The sequence below is a fragment of the Paenibacillus sp. P4_A9 genome, from assembly GCF_056402415.1.
On the sequence record NZ_JBFUHL010000029.1, the window covers coordinates 1 to 20,639 of the forward strand.

Genomic DNA, 20,639 nt, shown 5'->3' on the forward strand with positions numbered 1-20,639 from the left:
GGCTAGTCCCAGCTGATTTCAAAAGTAGGTTTGGTGAAGGGACATTTCTGCAAGGAACGAATATGAATGATGGCAAAATATACACGTTCCCACGCATTGTCGCCAAGAAAGGACGAGAGCTTGTCTATAACAAAGATGTTATGAAAAAGGCAGGGCTTGACCCAGAGAAACCACCGAAAACGTGGGATGAGCTTTATCAAATGTCCAAGCAGATCAAAGAAAAAACAGGTATTGCCGGTTTGGTAATGCCGTTGAAAGAGTCGGATGGTTTCACAGATATGCTGGCTATGGCGACTCCGTATCAACCCACGTTGGATCAAGGCTTCGACTTGAAGGAAGGGCGATATGCGTATGATTCGCCAGCAGTTATTAAAACATATGAATTTATTAACAAGATGAATAAGGAAGGATTACTCCATCCGAATTCAACGACACTGGGATTGACAGACGCCCAAGGGGTGTTCGCCAATAAACAGGCGGCATTTACAATCAATCAACATTGGATTGTTCGAGTTCTCGAGTTTGAATTAGATAAGGTGAAGGATTTCGGTGTTGCGGATGTACCAGCTCCTGAAGCAGGAATGAAGTTCACACAGCTTGGAAGCAGTGCGGATCAGAATGCTTATATTTCATCAACAACCAAGCATCCGAAGGAAGCGGCCATGCTGATCGATTGGCTGAGCTCCAAAGACTATTACACGCGCCAAATGAAGGAAGACTATTTAATTGCACCTATTCCGGACGTAACGAAGGTTGCGGCGAATTTCCCTAAGCCTGAATTAAAGGACTTGGCAGACTCGTACACCMGTAYGGTGATTGAGAAACCAATTCCAGAGAAGAAGAGTGAAGTTACCGAAGTRAGGAAACTAGAGGCTGCGATCGCTAAGCCTAAGCCAGCTTGGTGGGAAGTGATGCAAGCCGCTCTATTGGGTAAAGGGGACGTCAAGGTAGAATTACAGAAGTATACCGCAAATATGAACAAACGTCTTGATGATGCCATTAAACAAGCTCAGGACAAGGGGTTAAAGGTATCGAGAGAAGATTTCGCAGCTCCACAGTTTGATGGGTTGAAAGATTTTAAAAACTGAGGACATTAAACGTCTGTCTCCCTTGTCAAACATAGGAGACAGACATTTAAAGAAAGGAATAGACATATGGATACAGCGAAAATATCTCATGTAAAAGGAATTTCATCACAAAGGAGACAACGCAAGATTCAACTCTATTGGATCTACTTGTTTCTGCTCCCACAGACGGTTATGTATCTGGTGTTTACACTTTGGCCGATCCTTGCGTCGTATTATTTTTCCTTTTTCAAGTGGGACGGCATTGGATGGCCAACTGAAAGTATCGGTCTAGCCAATTATATAGAGGTTGCAAAGGATAGCTATTTCTGGAATGCTTTCAAAAACTCATTCGTTTATACGTTCTTTCTTGTGGTGATTGTTGTGCCTTCTTCATTGATTTTAGCCTTAATATTGAACAGTAAACGATTAAAGTTCAAGGTGTTTTTTCGAACAATGTTTTTTGTGCCAGTCGTGTTAACGATGTCCATTATTGGGGTTATTATGAATGTCATTTTTTCCACCGATGGGTTTGCGAACAAGGTTTTACTTGATTTTGGTATCATTGACAAGGCAGTTCCGTGGTTGACGAATCCTAAACTTGCGATGATAAGTCTTATTTTCGTGGGCATTTGGAAGGGATTTGGGATTAAAGTCATCTATTGGCTTGCAGGTCTGCAAACCTTGCCAGCAGATGTATATGAAGCGGCCAAAATTGACGGAGCTAATCTATTTCAGGAATTCCGCTATATTACGGTGCCACTCTTGATTCCATTCTTTGTAATTATCACGTTTTTCCAAACGGTTTGGTCGTTAAATGTATTTGATCTTGTTAGAACCTTTACGAATGGCGGACCGATGTTCGCTACAGATGTAGTGCCATTATACATTTATCGGTATGCGTTCGAGGGGGGATCACTTCCAAGAATGGGATTCGCATCTGCCGCGGGTATCCTATATGGATTTGCAACGATGATTATTTCCATATTGCTGGGTATTCTTGTTAAAAAATTCAGCGGACGCAGAGCGGGCCATTAGGGGGAGGGGTAAAAATGAGCATACGATGGAAGTCTATACGTAGTTATTTGTTGCACATTTCATTTTTATGTATCGCTTTGATATGGGTATATCCTGTCATATGGGCAGTAACTTCATCGGTGAAAACGACAAGAGAAATGTATTCTGGCAATATCAAGCCTTGGCCAGAGCAGTTACAGCTGAGTTTCTTTCTGCCTGGTAAGTGGGACCAGCTGATTGAGGCCTTTCATTTTAGTAATTACTCTAAAGCTTGGTATATTGCTGATTTCCAAAAGTATTTCATCAACACATTTGTGTTTACAACGCTGGTAGTCGTGCTTATTCTTTTTCTTTGTATGCTAACAGGTTATGTACTTGGAAGATATTCGTTTCCAGGTAAGTATGTGTTCATCGGTTTCATTACGGCTACGATGTTTATTCCGAGTGGTTACACGATTATTCCCATCTGGCAGTTGATTAATTTTCTGGGACTTTCCAAGTCGATCTGGGGGCTGGTATTAGCCGAATCCGGTGGGAATCATGTGTTGTATATCCTACTGTTTATGACATATTTCGCAGGAATCCCCAAAGAATTGGAGGAGGCTTCTGTAATTGACGGCGCAGGGTTTATTCGAACCTTCACAGTGGTCATGTTACCGCTTGCGAAACCGGTCATGGCTACTACGGCTATTTTGCAAATGATTCACACATGGAATAGTTTTTTTATACCGCTTGTGTTCACCGTCCATCGACCAGACCTACGTACGCTTGGGGTCGGCATCTATTCCTTTGTCCATGATAATGGCAGTGATCTTGCAGGCATGGCAGCAGGCGTTACGATATCTTTTATACCTATAATTGTCGTGTTTATCATATTCCAAAGGTACTTCGTGGAAGGCATCGCGGGTGCAGTAAAGGGCTAATACTTAAAGAGAATTGGAGACAAATCATATGATCAAGATCGAGAAATACTGGGAAGATTTGAATGTTCTGCAAGTCAATCGAGAGGCACCGAGAGCTTCGTTTATGCCATATGCAGATATTGACTCAGCAGAAGCTGGCAAACGTGGTCGTTCCCCCTTTTACCAAACATTAAATGGCAGTTGGAAATTTCAATATCATACCAGTGTAACGAATGTAAAAGAGGAGTTCTACAGCGAATCTTTCGATGCCGCTGGTTGGGATGATTTGATCGTTCCTTCTTGCTGGCAAACGAACGGTTATGATCAATTGCATTATACAAATATTAAATATCCGTTTCCGTGTGATCCTCCTTTTGTGCCGAACGACAACCCAGCAGGACTCTATGTGCGGGAGTTTCAAGTATCAGAAGAGTGGAACGACAAGGAGAAGGTTGTTGTATTTGAAGGCGTAAATTCTTGTTTCTACTTATGGGTCAATGGTCAATTTGTTGGCTACAGCCAAGGTAGCAGAATGCCCGCTGAGTTCAATCTATCCCCTTACCTTAAACAGGGGAACAATCGTATGGCTGTAATGGTATTGAAGTGGTGCGATGGCACTTATATCGAAGATCAGGATGTTTGGCGGTTCTCTGGCATATTCAGGGATGTGTATATGCTTGCTCGTGATTCCCATCATATTCGTGATGTGTTCTGTAAACCAGAATTGTCATCAAACTATCGTGATGCTACTTTGCGTTGTGAGGTTGAGAGTCACGGTCTTATCGAAGTTAGGGCTGAGCTAAAAGATGCAGCGGGTGTTGTTATTGGAACATGTAGCAGTCATGTTGATGGAACCGTGACTATGGAGATACTGGTCGAAGAACCGAAGCTTTGGCATGCAGAAGAACCGTATTTATACAATTTGTACGTGTATAGCGGGAGTGAAGTATTGCGTTTCCCAATTGGCTTTCGATCCGTTGAAATTCGAGACGGCGTATTCATGATCAATGGAAAGGCTGTTAAGCTGAAGGGCGTGAATCGTCACGACTCTCACCCCGAATTAGGGCAAACTGTTCCTATTCAACATATGATTGCAGACCTTAAACTTATGAAGCAGCATAATGTGAATACGATTCGTACGTCCCATTATCCCAATGATCCACGCTTTCTAGCGTTGTGCGATGAATATGGCTTCTATGTGATCGACGAAGCGGACTTGGAATGTCATGGCGTATTGCTTGCAGGCGACTATCACATGCTTACCAAAATTCCCGCTTGGGAGAAAGCGTTTGTCGAGAGAGCTATTCGTTTGGTGGAACGAGATAAGAACCACGCTTCGATTGTGATATGGTCGATGGGTAACGAGTCCGGTTATGATCGCAATCACATGGCAATGGCACGATGGACACGAGAACGAGATGCATCAAGACCTGTCCATTACGAAGGTGCTGCGCGCAGATATAAGGGTCATACCGATACAGATTTCCTTGATATGGAAAGCGAAATGTACGCTACCGTAGAGTACGTTGAGCAATATGGTTCTGATGAGAACAATCATAAGCCTTTATTCTTATGTGAATATAGCCATGCGATGGGCAATGGTCCTGGGGATTTGAAAAATTATTGGGATGTTATTTACAAATACCCGAAATTAATGGGTGGTTGTGTGTGGGAATGGTGCGATCATGGCGTTCTGACGACGACTGCAGAGGGGGTCCCGTTTTTCGCTTATGGCGGTGACTTTGGGGATGCTCCTAATGATAAAAATTTCTGTATTGACGGACTTGTATCACCTGATCGTAAGCCCCATGCAGGCTTGCTGGAATTGAAAAAGGTCATCGCACCGATCAAAATTAAGAGTAACGATTTGAAGCTTGGGACCTTTGAGGTCTCAAATCTGTATGACTTCCGTGACTTAAGTCATATTGCGATTTCATGGAAGCTCGAAGCAGAGGGACTATTGATTGCCCAAGGGCAGATCACATCGATCGATGCTGCACCTCATGAAACTGTCCTAATTTCAGTACCGTACGAATGGCCACAATCCGTTAAAGGTCCATGTCTCCTAACCTTCAGTTGTAACTTAAAGGAAATGACAAGGTGGGCAGCCGTAGGTCACGAAGTTACGTTTGAGCAATTTGAATTAGAAGCACCAATGGCGGCGGCTCCACTTGTCCAAACATCCCGAACGGGTCGTAGTCTTCGTTCGGACGTTGACGGGCAATTATGTACGATATCCGGATTCGATTTCCGGCATGTGTTCGATGTGGAGAAAGGGACCTTTGTTCACATATCCAAGAATGGTGTTCCTATGATTGAACAACCGCTTAAGTTCAACATTTGGAGAGCACCGACAGATAACGATCGCTACATCAAGCAAACCTGGTCCAATGAAGGCTATGACCGAGCTGTTACCAAAGTGTACAACGTGGAACTGACACAACAAACGGAACAGTTGATGGAGTGGACTGTACAGTTCTCAATGGGGGGTTATATCAAGCTTCCTATTCTTCACGGTACAGCTGTATGGCGGTTAGATGGGGCGGGGATAATTTCGCTTCAAGTGAATGTAAAGGTAAGAGAAGAGTTGATTTTCTTGCCACGCTTTGGCCTACAAGTCACTATGCCACAAGGAATGGAAGAAGTCGAATATTTGGGCTTCGGTCCGCACGAGAGTTATGTGGATAAGCGTCAAAGTGTACGTAAGGGCAAATATGTACTCAGCGTGGATGAGATGTATGTTCCTTATATCATGCCGCAAGAGAATGGTTCGAGATACGGAACGGAGTGGGCTGTCGTGTCCAACAAGCTGGGAATGGGACTTTCATTTCATGGACAGGAACCTATCTCATTTAACGCTGCTCATTATAAGCCGGAGGACCTTACGCAAGCGGATCATCAGCATGAGCTTGTTAAACGGAAAGAAACGATTGTCCATCTCGATTACAAAATGAGCGGTGTTGGTTCCAATTCATGTGGACCAGAGCTCCTAGAACCGTATCGTTTGGATGAAAAGGAATTCAAATTCGAGTTGTTTATCAAGCCTGTGTTTAAAGAGGATGAAGGTGAACGCTAATGAAGCCGAATATATTATTCATTACGGTGGATCAAATGCGATGGGACTGTCTTGGAGTCATGGGACATCCCGTCGTAGAGACGCCTAATCTAGATGCTTTAGCCAATAAAGGTGTCTTATTCCGCAGCGCCTACTCTGCGACTCCAATCTGTATTCCGGCCCGAGCGGCAATTATGACAGGAATGAGTCAGCGCTCACACGGCAGAGTTGGGTATCAGGATCGCGTACCTTGGAACTATGCGCACACCTTAGCAGGCGAACTGGCCAGTGCGAATTATCATACCCAATGTGTTGGTAAAATGCATGTGTACCCGACAAGAAATTTATGTGGATTTCACAATGTGGTCTTACATGACGGTTACCTGCATCATAATCGCAGGCGAGACACGACCACGGCAGCATCCCATTTAGACCAGTGTGACGATTACTTGCCATGGCTCAGACAGATGGCTGGATCGCAGACGGATTTGACCGATAATGGGTTGGACTGCAACGCTTCAACGGTTACACGTCCTTGGCATTTGGAGGAGCATTTGCATCCTACCAATTGGGCAGTGACGCAATCGATTGATTTTCTGCGCAGAAGGGATCCCAGCAAGCCATTCTTCCTGTGGACTTCGTTCGTTCGACCGCATTCACCGCTCGATCCGCCACAGGCCTATTTTGATCTGTATAAGGATATGGAAATGCCCGAATGTCCGATTGGAAGCTGGGTAGATGAGACTGCGGCTGAGCAGAGTGGAAATGACCCGACGATGCTATTCGGTAAATTATCTAAACGAAGGGTTGACCGTGCAAAGGCAGGTTATTACGCCTTAATCACGCACATAGACGACCAGATTGGTCGATTGTTGAATGCCCTTCAGGAGAATGGTATTTACCAGAATACGATTATCGTATTTACTTCTGACCACGGTGAACTGATGGGAGATCATCATTATTTCCGTAAGGGATTACCCTATGAAGGAAGCGCGAAGGTTCCCTTTATTGTCTGTGATCCCGGAGGAAAGTTAGGATTGAAGGGCGGAAGCGAAGTTCGGGAGGTCATCGAGCTGAGAGACATTATGCCGACGATACTTGAAGCAGCAGGCGTTCCTATTCCCAATACGGTAGAGGGGCACAGTGTATTGCCGCTTTGCAAAGAGGAAAGCACAGAATGGCGCACATACATTCATGGTGAGCATGCTTTGGGGCAACTATCGAACCATTATGTAACGGACGGAAAGGAAAAGTATATCTGGTATTCACAAAGTGGACGAGAGCAATTGTTTAATCTTCTTGTGGATCCGTTGGAAATGATTGATCTGTCCGCTAATGATGCCTATGAGCAGCGAATGACCTATTGGCGGAGCCTACTTGTGAAAGAATTGGATGGCCGTGAGGAAGGATATGTCGATAAGGGATGTCTAGTTCTAGGCAGGCAGCCTCAAACGTGTCTCAAACATATCTTAGGTACAACCTAATACTGTTTTCAATGAAATGAAGGTGTTCATGTGTTTGGGCAGATCAAAGGAAACGCTCGATATTGTTTACTATTAGAGCCGATGTTTCTCATTCCGTACAATATGGTTATAACCTATGCCTCTGTGTATATGCTTGAATTTGGTCTGAGCAATTCGCAAATCGGCCTGATCGCTACGATTAGCTCAATTCTACAAGTGTTTACATCGCTGCTGAGTGGGTTCCTGACGGATCGATTGGGAAGAAAGAAAGCATTATTGTTAGCTGATTTGATATGTTGGAGCATTCCTGCGCTCATTTGGCTCGTGGCCGACAACCTATGGTACTTCATTCTTGCGGCTATTATTAATAGTCTAGTTAAAGTTTCTGCTACTTCTTTCTATTGCTTGTTAATTGAAGACACACCGGTTAAAGTGCGCTCTAAAGTGTTTTCCATCCTACAATTTACTGGTGCAGCTGGAGGAGTATTCGCTCCTCTCGCTGTTATTTTAATTGCTCATTACGAGCTTGTAACATCGATTCGACTCATGTATGGATTTTTTTTCATCAGTACAACGGCAATGATTTTTATTAGGCATTTTCTTTTGTATGACACGGAGACAAGCCTGACGAGGATGGAGGAATCCAGCAAGGAAAATATACGTACGATCGCAAAGCAGTATTTGTCTTCGGCGGGGGTGCTGTTTCGCAATCGATCAGTTCTCCCGATCATGTTCGTATATGTGTTCTTTAATCTTCAGATTATTATTAAGAACACCTTTTTGTCACTCTATATGCTGGATTCTTTGAAATTTGATACCGCTGCAATCGCCTGGTTCCCAGCCATATCTTCGATTTCAATGCTGGCTGCGCTGGTTTGGGTCATTCCTCGGCTGAAACATAATAAGATGTTTGTTTACATTACAATTGGTCTTGGGGTTACGGCCTTATCTTATGTGCTGCTTCTTGTATCTCCAACCCAAAACTTAACGATGTTGATCGTATTATCCATTTTGAATGCACTCGGAACATTGTTGATTGTTCCCTTTCTGGAATCCTTTCTATCTAGCGTAGTTAGCGATAATGACCGGGCCAGATTTTATGCTATTTTCTCCTTATGCATTATGCTATTTACTTCTCCTGCGGGGCTACTGGGAGGTTGGTTCTACGGTATGCGTCCAGGAATCCCCTTTCTCTTCGTTATCATCGGTTTACTCTTGTGCATGGGGGTCATGATGATGGAGCGGAATCGAATACGTAAGGGAGAGACAGCTTCTAGTAAGAATTCCATATAGRTGGAAGAACGAAGAGATCGTTGAAAACAGTTGTAGGGATACATTAGGAGGTATTTATCATATGCAATATCGGCGATTAGGTAATAGTGGATTGAAAGTTAGTGAAATTTCCTTAGGCAGTTGGTTGACCTATGGAGGCTCAGTGGAGGCAGACTCTGCAGAAACGGTTATACACAAGGCCTTTGATATGGGTATCAATTATTTCGATACAGCAAATATGTATTCTCATGGTGAAGCAGAACGGATTCTGGGACGTGTTCTGGCTTCTTATGACAGACATACCTATGTTCTAGGCACAAAGGTATATTACGATATGGGTGATGGACCCAACGACCGCGGATTGTCGAGAAAGCATATCATGGAACAATGTGAGGCAAGTCTTCGCAGACTTGGTGTTGATTATGTTGACCTCTATTATTGCCACCGGTTTGATGAGAGCACACCGCTGGATGAAACTTTAAGAGCTATGGATGATCTGATCACTCAGGGGAAGGTCCTCTACTTTGGTGTCAGTGAATGGAAGCCTGAACAAATCGCTGAGGCTGTTGGCATGACGAAGCAACTAAATCTCGATCCTATAGTGGTGAATCAATCCGAGTATAATATGTTCACACGACGGATTGAGCCTAGTATTGTACCCCTCTGTGAGCAGAAGGGTATCGGGCAAGTTGTTTTCTCTCCGCTGGCACATGGTGTGTTGACTGGAAAGTACCGCAAAGGGGAGGTCCCTGTAGAAGGGACGCGAGCGGCTAATCCGGAGTATAACCATTGGATTAAGAGTCAGAATCTTCTGTCGGATCCTAGACTAGATCAGGTGTCTCAACTTGAAGTGATCGCCAAGCGTAATGACATTAGTATGTCACAGCTTGCACTCGCATGGAACCTGAGGTTGCCGAATGTGGCCAGTTGCATCATTGGAGCAACCCGACCTGAGCAAGTTGAGCAGAATGTGGCTGCATCTGGTATCAAGTTGTCTGAGATGGATGTGGCTGAAATTGAAGGCATATTGGCTGGGCCGATTGCGTAGGGTTTAAACAAGCGAGCGTGCGATTAAGCACGAATAGGTGAAAGTCATGGCTATTCGCCAACTGCGACCAATCGTTTTCTAGGATATTAAAAAATACTAGCTACAGTATAAGACAGCCCTCAACATGACTTGCATGGTGGGGGCTGTTTGACGCAACGTAAAGATATTTATTTTTAAGGCTCTGTTAACGCTTAATGTTGACTTTACTTGTTAAGCTAGCGTTCTTTTATTTTTACCTAATGTTAATTGCGAAAATGAGATATAAAAAACTGGGGGTTTAAGCATGATAACGGGTAAATGGATTGTATTTGGGATATGTAGTATACCCGTCATAATGACCGTAGGCATAATATACTTAAGAATCAAGCTAAAGAAGATGAAATAACATTAGTTCAATTCACTTCCACATCAAGAGGTGGTTTTCCTATGTTCGAAAATCAACATTTAACGATAACAAAGCCATTTTTAAAGTAAAGAAAGCAAAAGGAAGTAAACATTTCCAAATAGGATTGCAGAAAATCGAACTATATAATTGGAGTAGAAAGATATAAATGTGACAGTAGGGGGGTTAGTATGGTGCAAGGGTCTGATACATTCGTGCTTGAAACTAGGTTGATTAGCTCACTTTCAAAAGTGTTTCCCGATGAGGAGTTAAAAGGTACGCACCATCGCAACGGTTCAGCATTATGGAATGAAACGTATGCTTTCCAAATTGCTTACAGAGGAAATCGACTTCAGAAGGGTGTGAAGGTTAAAGTTGTATCGGATTTTGGGGAGAGGCTGACAATACGGACGGTCGGATTGGTGCCTTCGATGCTACCGGCTTATCACGATCATGACGAGGATGTTCTGCGAACCACCCCAGGACTCTATCCAGACACATTGGTTCCGATTAATGAAACGGAAGGATTGACTGTGCTTCCGATGCAATGGCGGTCCATTTGGGTGTCTGTTGATGTGGAGGATCAGATCAAATCAGGATCGTATGAAATTCGCTTCACATTCGAGCATAACTTAGGTGAATTGTGGGCAGAGGAGATATTTGAGTTGGAAATCATATCCGTGAAACTTCCTAAGCAAAAACTTATCCATACGGAATGGTTACATGTTGATTGTTTGGCAACACAGTATCAAGTGGAAGTATTCAGTGAGCGCCATTGGCAGATCATTGATTTGTACGTACAATCTGCGGTTAAGCACGGGATCAACATGATTCTAACTCCTTTGTTTACCCCTCCTCTTGACACATTGGTGGGCGGTGAGCGTCCAACGGTACAACTAGTTGATGTCGAGATTATGAGGTCACAATCTTACCAATTTCGATTTGATCGTTTGATGCGTTGGGTAGATTTATGCAGAAATCGCGGTATAGAATACTTCGAGTTTTCCCACCTTTTCACCCAATGGGGTGCAGAGCATGCGCCCAAAATATTCGCTGTGGAAAAAGAGGAATACAAGCGCATATTTGGTTKGGAGACGGATGCCTCAGGAAAGGACTACCGGGAATTTCTGAAGCAATTTCTGACTGCATTAATCTTGTGGATTAAGGATCACGGGCTGGACTCCTGCTGTTACTTCCATATTTCCGATGAACCAACCCTTGATCAATTGGCCACTTATGAGAAAGCAAGCCGCATGGTCCAGGAGCAACTAGCAGAATTTCCGATAATCGATGCGTTATCCGACTATGATTTCTATGAAAGGGGTCTAGTCAAAAATCCAGTTCCTGCGAGCGATCATATCGAGCCGTTTCTCAAAAATAAGGTGGAAAATCTGTGGACTTACTATTGCTGCGTTCAATATAAGGAAGTAGCAAACCGATTTTTCAATATGTCTTCAGCGCGTAATCGCATATTAGGCATTCAGTTGTACAAGTATCAAATAACTGGATTCCTTCATTGGGGATTTAACTTTTGGTATTCTCAGTATTCACTACAACAGCTCAATCCATTCCAATGCACGGATGCAGGGCATTCTTTCCCTTCTGGTGATGCATTTCTCGTTTACCCTGGTGAAGAGGGAGTTGGACCCATTGAATCGATACGTCTTGAAGTTCTTCAGCAGGCACTTCAAGATTTGAGAGCATTGCAGCAATTGGAGTGTTTGAAAGGAAGAGAATATGTGTTAAAGGCGTTGGAAGAGGATACCAAACACCCTATAACGTTCAGCAATTATCCCCGAGACGAGGCTTGGTTATTGAAGAAACGTGAGTGGGTCAATAATCAGATTAAAATGGAAGTGGAAGGATGGTGTATCGGATGAAAGAAATTTATGCACAAGGTAGGAGGTTTGTTGATCGTGAGGGCAGGGAGATCATTCTGCACGGAATTAACATGGTTAGTAAGGACAAAGAAAGAGGTTATATCGGAGATTGGAATGACGACGATTTCAACAGGATGAAGATGTGGGGGTTTAACATCATTCGACTGGGTATCATCTGGGATGGGGTAGAGCCGCAGCCTGGTGAATTCGATCTGGCATATTTAGAAAAAATGAGGGAGATCATCCGTAAAGCGTACGAGTATGGACTATATGTATTTTTAGACATGCATCAGGATTTATACAGCTCCTCACATGCCGACGGCGCGCCCGTTTGGGCGACCATAACCGATGGGGAGAAGTTCGAGGCGACTCCACTATGGAGTGATGCATATTTATACAAAGGTGCGGTTCAGAAATCATTTGACCACTTCTGGAATAACAGCCCTGGGCCTGATGGCATTGGCCTGCAGGATCATTATCGAATGGCATGGGAACATGTTGTTGATGCGTTAGGAAACGAACCCAATGTGATTGGGTATGATTTGATGAATGAACCTTTCATCGGAAGTCGGATGCTGGCAATTCTAGAGCAGGTTATCACGATATATGTACGTCTCACAGCTGAACAAGAAGGCCATATAGGATGGGGAGTGGGCGAGTCAATAGAAGAACTGGATGAGAATGCGAAGATGGAAGCGATGCAATTTTTCCTTGATCCTAATGTATTCCCGTCGTTTGTGGACAGTATGACCCCAATTCATCGTGAATTCGAATCTTCCGAGCTAATGCAATTCTATACGGCTCTAACTCATGCGATTCGGGCAATAGATCCAGATGGGATGATTTTTCTGGAAACAGGCTATTTATCCAATATGGGTGTACCGAGCGCAATTGAACCGATCGAAACCCTGGAGGGCAAGCGAGATGCACAACAGGTATATGCGCCTCATGGTTATGATCTAGTTACAGATACGGACCTCGTTCATTTGGCAGATGATCGACGAGTAAGCTTTCTATTTAACAGCCATGCACAGACACAAGAGCGGTTGGACATGCCGATGTTGATCGGGGAGTGGGGGGCATACTATGAAGCGGTTCAAGCTGGAGAAGCATCCGTCTTCATACAACGTCTGTTCGAACAGATGTTGTGTAGTGACACATATTGGTGTTACGAAGGCCCTCATATTGAGAACTACTCTTATTTCCAAAGTATCTGTAGGGGTTATCCGATGGCAGTGGCGGGGGGGATAGTACGCTATCAATATCAAACTGTGGATTGCTTGTATGCGATGGAATGGGAAGAAGACGTTCGAGTTGATGCTCCAACCGTTGTGTATTTACCGAATATAGTCGATTTACCAGAGGCATCAATTCAATTAATGCCAGTCGGAAGCAGTTATCGCATAGTGAGGATGGAAAATACAAATGCAGGCTTCCTTTACATTCCAGGCGGAATTGGTGGCCACCGACACCTCAAAATCGCTCATTAATAATCAGCATGGAGGTGTGCTCGATCAAACTTTATATGAAAGTCATCATCATATTTACTGTCCTAATAATTCCCGTCTATCTTGTTAATCTGTGGATGAATACAATGGGATTGAATTATATCAAACAGAAGGATGAGGAATCGAGCACATACAACTTAAAGTTTTATTCGAACCAATTGGACGATCAACTACATTTCATTCGAAACTTGCAGCAACAATTTTCACTGGATTCAGATCTGCAGAAGCTCGCTTTCAGAGTGGGTATGTTGGAACCTTATGAAGAACTTCGTCTAGTCAATAGTGTCAGTGGAAGGTTGGCGACGATACGAAACTCCAGCGAATATGTGATCAACGCCGGTGTGCAACTTAATTCGTACAACAGGACCATTTCAACCCGTCAGGGCATATCTACTGTCCCTAATGAGGAATGGGAGATGATCGAGAATATCTCTGGTCAGAACCCCAAGCCCTTGATCCATTATGGGTACGGTAGATTGTTCTTTCTGGAATACTCGAATAATGCAAGTATCATTTCTTATGTGGAAATATCAATTCCGAAGCTACAGCATACGTTAAACCGACTCGCGCCCTACCCGAGCTCTGGCGTGGTGTTGACGAACAAATACTTTACCCAAATTATCTCTGAACATTATGATGAAAGGCTTGTCCAAGCGATCCGCAATGACTTGGAATCAAAAAATAGCAATATTGAAAATGGTAGTTGGATCTTGAGGGAGGAGGGCATCAGCTATCGCATCAGCTTGAATCGGATTCCCGCTTTGGAATGGAGCATCTATACGTATGTAGATAAAAATGAGATCACAGGCACACTCAGGAGATACAACATTTGGTTTATTGCGCTGTCACTGGTATCCGTGATTGTCATTCTGATCTTTTCCCTTTCTGTTAATCGTATGATTCATCGGCCGTTGTACAAGTTGATACGCGCTTTCAACATGATAGAGATGGATCATTCCCGTGTTCCTTCGAAATGGAATAAAGCCAATGAGTTTGATTACTTATATCACGGTTTTGACAATATGGTGGAGCGATTAAATAAATCTGTTCGAGAAAACTATGAACACCAACTGACACTTCAGAAATCAGAATTAAAGCAACTTCAATCACAGATCAATCCACACTTTTTGTACAATAGCTTTTATAATATTTATCGTTTGTGCAAGATTGGAAATTACGACGATGTCGCCGTGTTAACTCAAAATCTGGCTAGTTATTATCAAGTTATCACCCGGAGTGGGACGGACGAGGTACCGCTGGATAAAGAATATCGGCATGCAATGGATTATTGTGACATTCAGGGGATCCGTTTCTCCAATCGAATTAGCATAGAGACGTCGGAAGTACCAAAAGCATGTAGACAGCTCATGGTGCCGAGGTTAATTATTCAACCTGTTGTTGAGAATGCTTTCGAGCATGCCTTCGAAAACTCTGCACAACAGGGACGTATATATATATCTGTAGAATGCAGTGAGGGTACGCTAACAATTCGCATAGAAGACGACGGTGAGAGTTTGTCCGACGAGTCGCTCTCCGAGTTGCAAAAGAAGCTTCATCAGCCATCTGTAGAACTGGAGAAAACGGGACTTATTAATGTTTGCCGACGTATTCGTCTAAAATATGGGGAATCCAGTGGTGTGTTCGTATCCAGAAGTGATCTGGGCGGAATGAAAGCGGAGATCATCATCGTAGGGTAGGGAAAGGGGCAGAGGCATGTATCGATTGTTAATCGTGGATGATGAGCCTGTTATTGTAGATGGACTTGCGCAGCTTTTCAGGGAGACAGACCTAGATCTGGATGTATACAAAGCCTATTCGGCAGTCGAGGCTATGGAATGGATCAAAAGAACGAAAACGGATATCGTGATCAGCGACATTAGAATGCCGGGGAAGAATGGACTGCAGTTAATTGATGAATTGATGTATTTCTGGCCATCCTGTAAAGTGATCTTCCTAACGGGACATGATGAGTTTGATTATGTGTATTCGGCCATTCGGAAGAATGCCTCACATTACATCTTAAAAACGGAAGATGATCTCGTTCTAATTAACGCCGTCAAGCAATGCGTGGACCAGCTTGACGATGAAAACCAACGGGTTATCATGGACCAAGCCGCCAGGGATCAGGTAGCGCTTATGGGGCCGATGTTCCGGAAGCAATGGCTGGAGGCACTGCTCTATGGGGAGAGATTGTCGGACATCCTGGTAGAAGAACTAGTCGTACAGGGAACGACGAAATTGGACCAGCATCGCCCTGTTCTTCTGTTCGCGTGCCGTGTTGACCGCTGGCGTGAGGACGCCACATTCGGGCACAAATTGCAGGTGTACTATTCGATTCAGCATGTGGTTGAAGAACGGCTAGCTCATGCCGTGCTATATGAGTCTCTGATATTCGAGCACGAGTGGATCGTATGGTTCATACAGCCTGATCCAGCTGTAGCTAGATTTCTCTCTGAAGGAGAAATTGATTGGCGTGGCTTGTCCATTTATTTGACAGGTGTATTGGAATCTACTCAGAATACCTGCGGAAGCTGGGTGGATGGCGGGTTGTCGTTTATCTTAGCTAAGGAAGCTGTCGTATGGGATGATGTTCAACATGCCTTTGATACCATCCGATCGTTCGTTAAGAGGCGCCTTCTCTTGAGCCAAGAAATGGCCATAGTTGACCTTGGGGCCCCTGACGGAATTTGGACAAGAGGCTCCGATACACCATCTACAAGCCTGTTTGAATTCAAGAGAAAAATCAACCATCTAGAAAAAAGTCTTGAGGGAGATAGTGTAGCACAGTTCGAACAAATATGCCGGGAGACGATGGACGATATTCGGCAGCAATTAAGCATTCATCACTTGACAGGCGTTGAGAAATACTATTTGTTTCTGCTTGCGTTCCTGAACGATATGAATACGATACATGCCGAACATGTATCCATTTTGGACATTCCGACGGATTGGGGAACTGCCGTTGATGCATTTATCCAGTTGGGGAAACAAATTTTCGCAGATAGACGGCAACGTCAACAACAAGACGGAGATATGCTGATCTATCGTGTGCAAAGTTATATTCGGGAAAACATCCACAGCGATCTCTCTCTTGTCCGCATAGCGGATGCCATGTTCTTTAACCCGTCATATTTGTCCCGCTTGTATAAGCGACATACGGGAAGTAATCTATCCGATTATATTCATGCCACCAGATTGGACATAGCTAAACGTATGCTGGAGAATGCGAGCTTGAAGGCGAACGATATTGCGGAGAAGCTTGGATTCAGCTCTCCTTCTTATTTCTCGACCTACTTTCGCAAGATGACAGGGAGAACGCCCCAGGAGTTCAGAGAGGAACTTTCCGATCACAGAAGGAAGTAAACAAAGTGAAACGATGTAAAGGAATTGGAATTGTAAGCACTTACCATGGCTCATATAATTAAATTGTAAAAGCAGATTCTTCTGCAAATCTTATAATCAATGGGGGGTACACATGGGAAGAAAAAGTTTAAATCTAGTGACAGTCGTGTTGGCTACAACCGTTCTGGCTACAGCTTGCACCAGCAATAACGAGAATAAGAATACGGAAGAAGCCGCATCACCATCTACAAGCAGCACGGTTGCTGTTGGATCTAAAAGCCTAGATCCATTGGGGAAATTTGAGGAACCGATCACGGTAACTGAGGTTCTGGGTTACAATCCTCCGCAGGACGATAAGACACCGAAAGGTCTTACTCCGGATAAGAATGGCTATGTAACACAATTGAAGGAGAAGCTCAATATTAATCTGAAATACTTGTGGACGGTGCCGACGGATCAGTTCGACCAGAAATTCGCATTGTCTGTTTCATCAGGTGAATTGCCTGACGTTATGCAAGTAAAATTACTCAACTTCGAGAATTTCAGACAGCAAGGACAACTAGCTGATCTAACCGATGCTTATCAGAAATATGCGTCTCCAACATTAAAAAAGTACATGGAATCCGATGGTGGAAGAGCACTGAAGATGTTTACGTATGAGGGCAAACTGCTTGGACTGCCGAGTTACGAAGATCCGTTCATGTCGACTCAATTGATGTGGATTCGAACGGATTGGCTGACTAATTTGGGGCTTAAAGTGCCTACAACATTGGAAGAGTTGGAGAAAGTGGCTGAGGCGTTCTCCAATAATGATCCCGATGGGAATAAGATAGACGATACGTTTGGTATTGCCATGAATAAAGATTTGGTCACTTGGGGATTTGACGCTAGAGGTTTGTTCAACACAATGGGGACATATCCCAAAGCTTGGACCAAGGGAAGCGACGGCAAACTCAAAGCGGGAGAGATTCAGCCGGAAACAAAGGCTGCATTGGAGAAGTTAAGTTCATGGTATAAGAAAGGTATTCTGGACAAGGAGTTTGCTTTTAAGGATATTAATAAAGCTGTCGAGGACGTCGTGGCAGGCAAAGTGGGCATTGCATTCGGAGAATGGTGGTACCCAGAATGGCCCCTTAATTTGAACAAGGGTAAGGATTCAAAGGCTGAATGGAAGTCATTTCCATTGCCTTCATTTAACGGTAAACCAGGGTTATCACTCGTTCCTGGTCTTCGGTTGACTAATGTGGCGATTGCTAACAAAAACTTTAAACATCCGGAAGCCCTCATTAAGATGGCGAACTTCTATCATGAAATGGCTTTACCCAAATACGCGGATATAAATAAACCGGAGAACGGATTTGTATACAATTGGTATGAGCCTAGAATTTATAACCCCCTAAACATTGACGATCTGTATACGCAGGTGAATGCCGCAGTAAAAGCAAACAAGGAAACGATTGCATCAGATAATCCAGAGGCACCACCGCTCTTTAAGAAGGCGAAACTGTTCTTGTCAGGAGACAAGGATCCGGCGAACTGGGGCTCCTACAATAGTAGAGTTGCAGAAGATGGAGGTTGGGGAATGACACGCAAGATTAATGAAGAGAAGAAGTTCGTATATAACGAATTCTCAGGCACACCAACGCCTACCCAAGTAGAGAGGGGGAGTTCCCTTGACAAGTTGACGGATGAGACGTTCTTGAAGATCATCATGGGGTCAACAGGCATTGATGAATTCGAGAAGTATGTAGCCAGCTGGAAGAAACTTGGCGGGGATGACATTATTAAAGAAGTTAATGATTGGTATGCATCACGTAAATAATTAATAATAAACGTAATAAAGGGAGAGAACTGCGCTAGTTTTCTCCCTTTATCTTATGGAAGGGGGACATGACGTTGCAGAATAGATCAACCCATTGGTTGAAGAAAGAGATGCCGCTTCATATACTGCTTATTCCAGGCGTACTCTTCACGCTGCTTTATCATTACGTACCGACATTAGGCATCATAATGGCTTTCCAGAAGTTCCAACCCATTCTGGGGTTCTTCGGCTCCAAGTGGATCGGACTCAGAAACTTCGAGTACGTGTTCGATCTCCCTGGCTTCAGGCAGATACTCATGAATACATTTGTAATTTCTACTTTAAAAATAATATTTGGTTTAGCCGTGCCTCTGTTGCTGGCCCTACTGCTGAACGAAGTTCGTAAATTATGGTTTCAGCGGATCATTCAATCGAGTGTATTTCTCCCCTTCTTCCTATCCTGGGCCGTGCTCGGTGGTGTATTGTTTGAGGTTTTTTCGTTGGATGGTCCGATTAATGGGTTAATGAGTGCGATTGGATTAGATAAGATTATGTTTTTTGGAAGCAATAGCTGGTTTAGAGGGATACTTGTCGGTTCTGACGTCTGGAAGGGCATGGGCTACAACATGATCATTTTCCTGGCCTCGATTATAGGGATTAATCCAAATCTATACGAATCAGCCGGAATTGATGGGGCGGGTAGATGGAAACAGATGCTTCATATTACAATGCCCGGGATGACACCTATCATTATCTTGTTGTGTACGCTAAGCATAGGCAATGTCTTAAATGCAGGTTTTGAACAAATCTTACTTCTTTATAATCCAATCGTCTATGAAGGCTCAGATGTAATCGATACATTTGTATACCGTCTTGGGTTAATTGACGGGCAATACGGGCCGGCAGCGGCAATTGGTTTGTTCAAATCAGTAGTATCGCTGATTCTCGTCTCTGCTTCTTACTATATGGCCTACCGTTTCAGTAGATACAGAATCTTCTAAGGTCTGGGAGGACTAACATGCATTATAGGGAATCGTTATACAGTAGAGCCTTTCAAATCGCCAACGTGATATTTTTAGCAGTAATCACGCTACTTGGCTTTCTGCCATTTATCCATCTGCTGGCTGTATCTCTTAGCTCTAATACATTCGCATCTGCTGGTGAGGTGACGTTCTTACCCAAAGGATTTACGGTGGATGCCTACAGATATCTTGGGCAAAATGTAGAGTTCTTCAGATCACTTTGGGTATCCGTACAAAGGGTGTTCTTAGGAACTGCCATTAACATGCTGCTGGTTATCATGACGGCATATCCGCTATCGAAAGAGAACGACCAATTCCGTTTACGGACAGTCTATGTTTGGTTTTTCGCGATTACGATGTTCTTTGGCGGCGGACTGATTCCAACTTATATTGTTGTCAAAGAAACGGGGCTACTAAACACGATCTGGGCGCTTGTCTTACCAGGAGCTTTGAATGTTTGGTATACGGTTATGTTACTGAACTTCTTCCGAACTGTGCCAAAGAGTATGGAAGAGGCTGCTGTTATTGATGGAGCAGGTCACTGGACGCTAATCTTGCGATTGTATTTGCCAGTCTCTATTCCAGCCATTGCCACAATTATGCTATTTACAATGGTTGGGCATTGGAATTCATGGTTTGACGGTATCTTATATATGAATTCGCCAGCCAATTACCCGCTGCAGTCTTATCTGTCTACGCTGGTTACGGCAATTAATCTGGAAGTTATATCTGTAGATAGTCTGTCTCTCTTACAGAACGTAGGTGAGAGGACGCTTCGTACTGCACAAATTTTCATGGGTGCACTTCCAATCATGCTCGTTTATCCATTTTTGCAGAAATATTTTGTCAAGGGTATCGTTGTTGGTAGTGTAAAAGAATAATG

The 20,639-nt window shown here is 43.7% G+C and carries 14 protein-coding genes; all 14 read left to right on the plus strand.

All coding sequences use genetic code 11. The features are described 5' to 3' along the window. The coding region (locus tag AC1DVJ_RS18160) for an ABC transporter substrate-binding protein (RefSeq protein WP_477592646.1) at positions 1-1,088 on the plus strand (1,088 nt) is incomplete at its 5' end. 66 nt (positions 1,089-1,154) lie between these two features. Then, on the plus strand, positions 1,155-2,102 hold the full coding sequence (locus AC1DVJ_RS18165) for a carbohydrate ABC transporter permease (protein WP_477592647.1): 948 nt from the start codon (positions 1,155-1,157) through the stop codon (positions 2,100-2,102). 14 nt (positions 2,103-2,116) lie between these two features. Next, entirely contained in the window at positions 2,117-3,004 is an 888-nt protein-coding gene (locus tag AC1DVJ_RS18170; protein ID WP_477592648.1) for a carbohydrate ABC transporter permease, read from the plus strand. 28 nt (positions 3,005-3,032) lie between these two features. Beyond that, positions 3,033-6,059, plus strand: a complete 3,027-nt coding sequence (locus AC1DVJ_RS18175) for a glycoside hydrolase family 2 TIM barrel-domain containing protein (protein WP_477592649.1) — start codon at positions 3,033-3,035, stop codon at positions 6,057-6,059. After that, positions 6,059-7,522, plus strand: a complete 1,464-nt coding sequence (locus AC1DVJ_RS18180) for an arylsulfatase (RefSeq protein ID WP_477592650.1) — start codon at positions 6,059-6,061, stop codon at positions 7,520-7,522. Before AC1DVJ_RS18175 ends, AC1DVJ_RS18180 begins: the two co-directional genes overlap by 1 nt. Before the next feature lie 102 nt (positions 7,523-7,624). Further along, a complete protein-coding gene (locus AC1DVJ_RS18185) occupies positions 7,625-8,794 on the plus strand; it encodes an MFS transporter (protein ID WP_477592651.1) in 1,170 nt (389 codons plus the stop codon). A gap of 61 nt (positions 8,795-8,855) precedes the next feature. After that, positions 8,856-9,821 (plus strand): aldo/keto reductase family protein, encoded by a 966-nt coding sequence (locus AC1DVJ_RS18190; protein ID WP_477592652.1) that lies wholly within the window; start codon positions 8,856-8,858, stop codon positions 9,819-9,821. A 573-nt stretch (positions 9,822-10,394) separates the two neighbouring features. Next, positions 10,395-12,083, plus strand: coding sequence for a DUF4091 domain-containing protein (locus AC1DVJ_RS18195; protein ID WP_477592653.1), 1,689 nt, complete (start codon positions 10,395-10,397; stop codon positions 12,081-12,083). After that, positions 12,080-13,573 (plus strand): cellulase family glycosylhydrolase, encoded by a 1,494-nt coding sequence (locus AC1DVJ_RS18200; protein WP_477592654.1) that lies wholly within the window; start codon positions 12,080-12,082, stop codon positions 13,571-13,573. The genes AC1DVJ_RS18195 and AC1DVJ_RS18200 overlap by 4 nt, the downstream gene beginning before the upstream one ends. A gap of 104 nt (positions 13,574-13,677) precedes the next feature. Next, positions 13,678-15,288, plus strand: coding sequence for a sensor histidine kinase (locus AC1DVJ_RS18205; RefSeq protein WP_477592655.1), 1,611 nt, complete (start codon positions 13,678-13,680; stop codon positions 15,286-15,288). 16 nt (positions 15,289-15,304) lie between these two features. Then, on the plus strand, positions 15,305-16,954 hold the full coding sequence (locus AC1DVJ_RS18210; protein ID WP_477592656.1) for a response regulator: 1,650 nt from the start codon (positions 15,305-15,307) through the stop codon (positions 16,952-16,954). Positions 16,955-17,066: 112 nt separating this feature from the next. Then, a complete protein-coding gene (locus AC1DVJ_RS18215; RefSeq protein ID WP_477592657.1) occupies positions 17,067-18,755 on the plus strand; it encodes an extracellular solute-binding protein in 1,689 nt (562 codons plus the stop codon). Positions 18,756-18,823: 68 nt separating this feature from the next. After that, a complete protein-coding gene (locus AC1DVJ_RS18220) occupies positions 18,824-19,735 on the plus strand; it encodes an ABC transporter permease (protein ID WP_477592658.1) in 912 nt (303 codons plus the stop codon). A gap of 17 nt (positions 19,736-19,752) precedes the next feature. After that, entirely contained in the window at positions 19,753-20,637 is an 885-nt protein-coding gene (locus AC1DVJ_RS18225; RefSeq protein ID WP_477592659.1) for a carbohydrate ABC transporter permease, read from the plus strand. The last annotated feature ends 2 nt before the right edge of the window (positions 20,638-20,639 follow it).

Excerpts from the sequence above, each read along its gene's own strand:
- AC1DVJ_RS18185 (WP_477592651.1), top strand. The coding sequence starts at position 7,625 with ATGGTTATAACCTATGCCTCTGTGTATATGCTTGAATTTGGTCTGAGC.
- AC1DVJ_RS18200 (WP_477592654.1), top strand. The coding sequence starts at position 12,080 with ATGAAAGAAATTTATGCACAAGGTAGGAGGTTTGTTGATCGTGAGGGC.
- AC1DVJ_RS18210 (WP_477592656.1), top strand. The coding sequence starts at position 15,305 with ATGTATCGATTGTTAATCGTGGATGATGAGCCTGTTATTGTAGATGGA.
- AC1DVJ_RS18170 (WP_477592648.1), top strand. The coding sequence starts at position 2,117 with ATGAGCATACGATGGAAGTCTATACGTAGTTATTTGTTGCACATTTCA.
- AC1DVJ_RS18205 (WP_477592655.1), top strand. The coding sequence starts at position 13,678 with ATGGGATTGAATTATATCAAACAGAAGGATGAGGAATCGAGCACATAC.
- AC1DVJ_RS18180 (WP_477592650.1), top strand. The coding sequence starts at position 6,059 with ATGAAGCCGAATATATTATTCATTACGGTGGATCAAATGCGATGGGAC.
- AC1DVJ_RS18225 (WP_477592659.1), top strand. The coding sequence starts at position 19,753 with ATGCATTATAGGGAATCGTTATACAGTAGAGCCTTTCAAATCGCCAAC.
- AC1DVJ_RS18215 (WP_477592657.1), top strand. The coding sequence starts at position 17,067 with ATGGGAAGAAAAAGTTTAAATCTAGTGACAGTCGTGTTGGCTACAACC.
- AC1DVJ_RS18165 (WP_477592647.1), top strand. The coding sequence starts at position 1,155 with ATGGATACAGCGAAAATATCTCATGTAAAAGGAATTTCATCACAAAGG.
- AC1DVJ_RS18190 (WP_477592652.1), top strand. The coding sequence starts at position 8,856 with ATGCAATATCGGCGATTAGGTAATAGTGGATTGAAAGTTAGTGAAATT.
- AC1DVJ_RS18220 (WP_477592658.1), top strand. The coding sequence starts at position 18,824 with ATGACGTTGCAGAATAGATCAACCCATTGGTTGAAGAAAGAGATGCCG.
- AC1DVJ_RS18175 (WP_477592649.1), top strand. The coding sequence starts at position 3,033 with ATGATCAAGATCGAGAAATACTGGGAAGATTTGAATGTTCTGCAAGTC.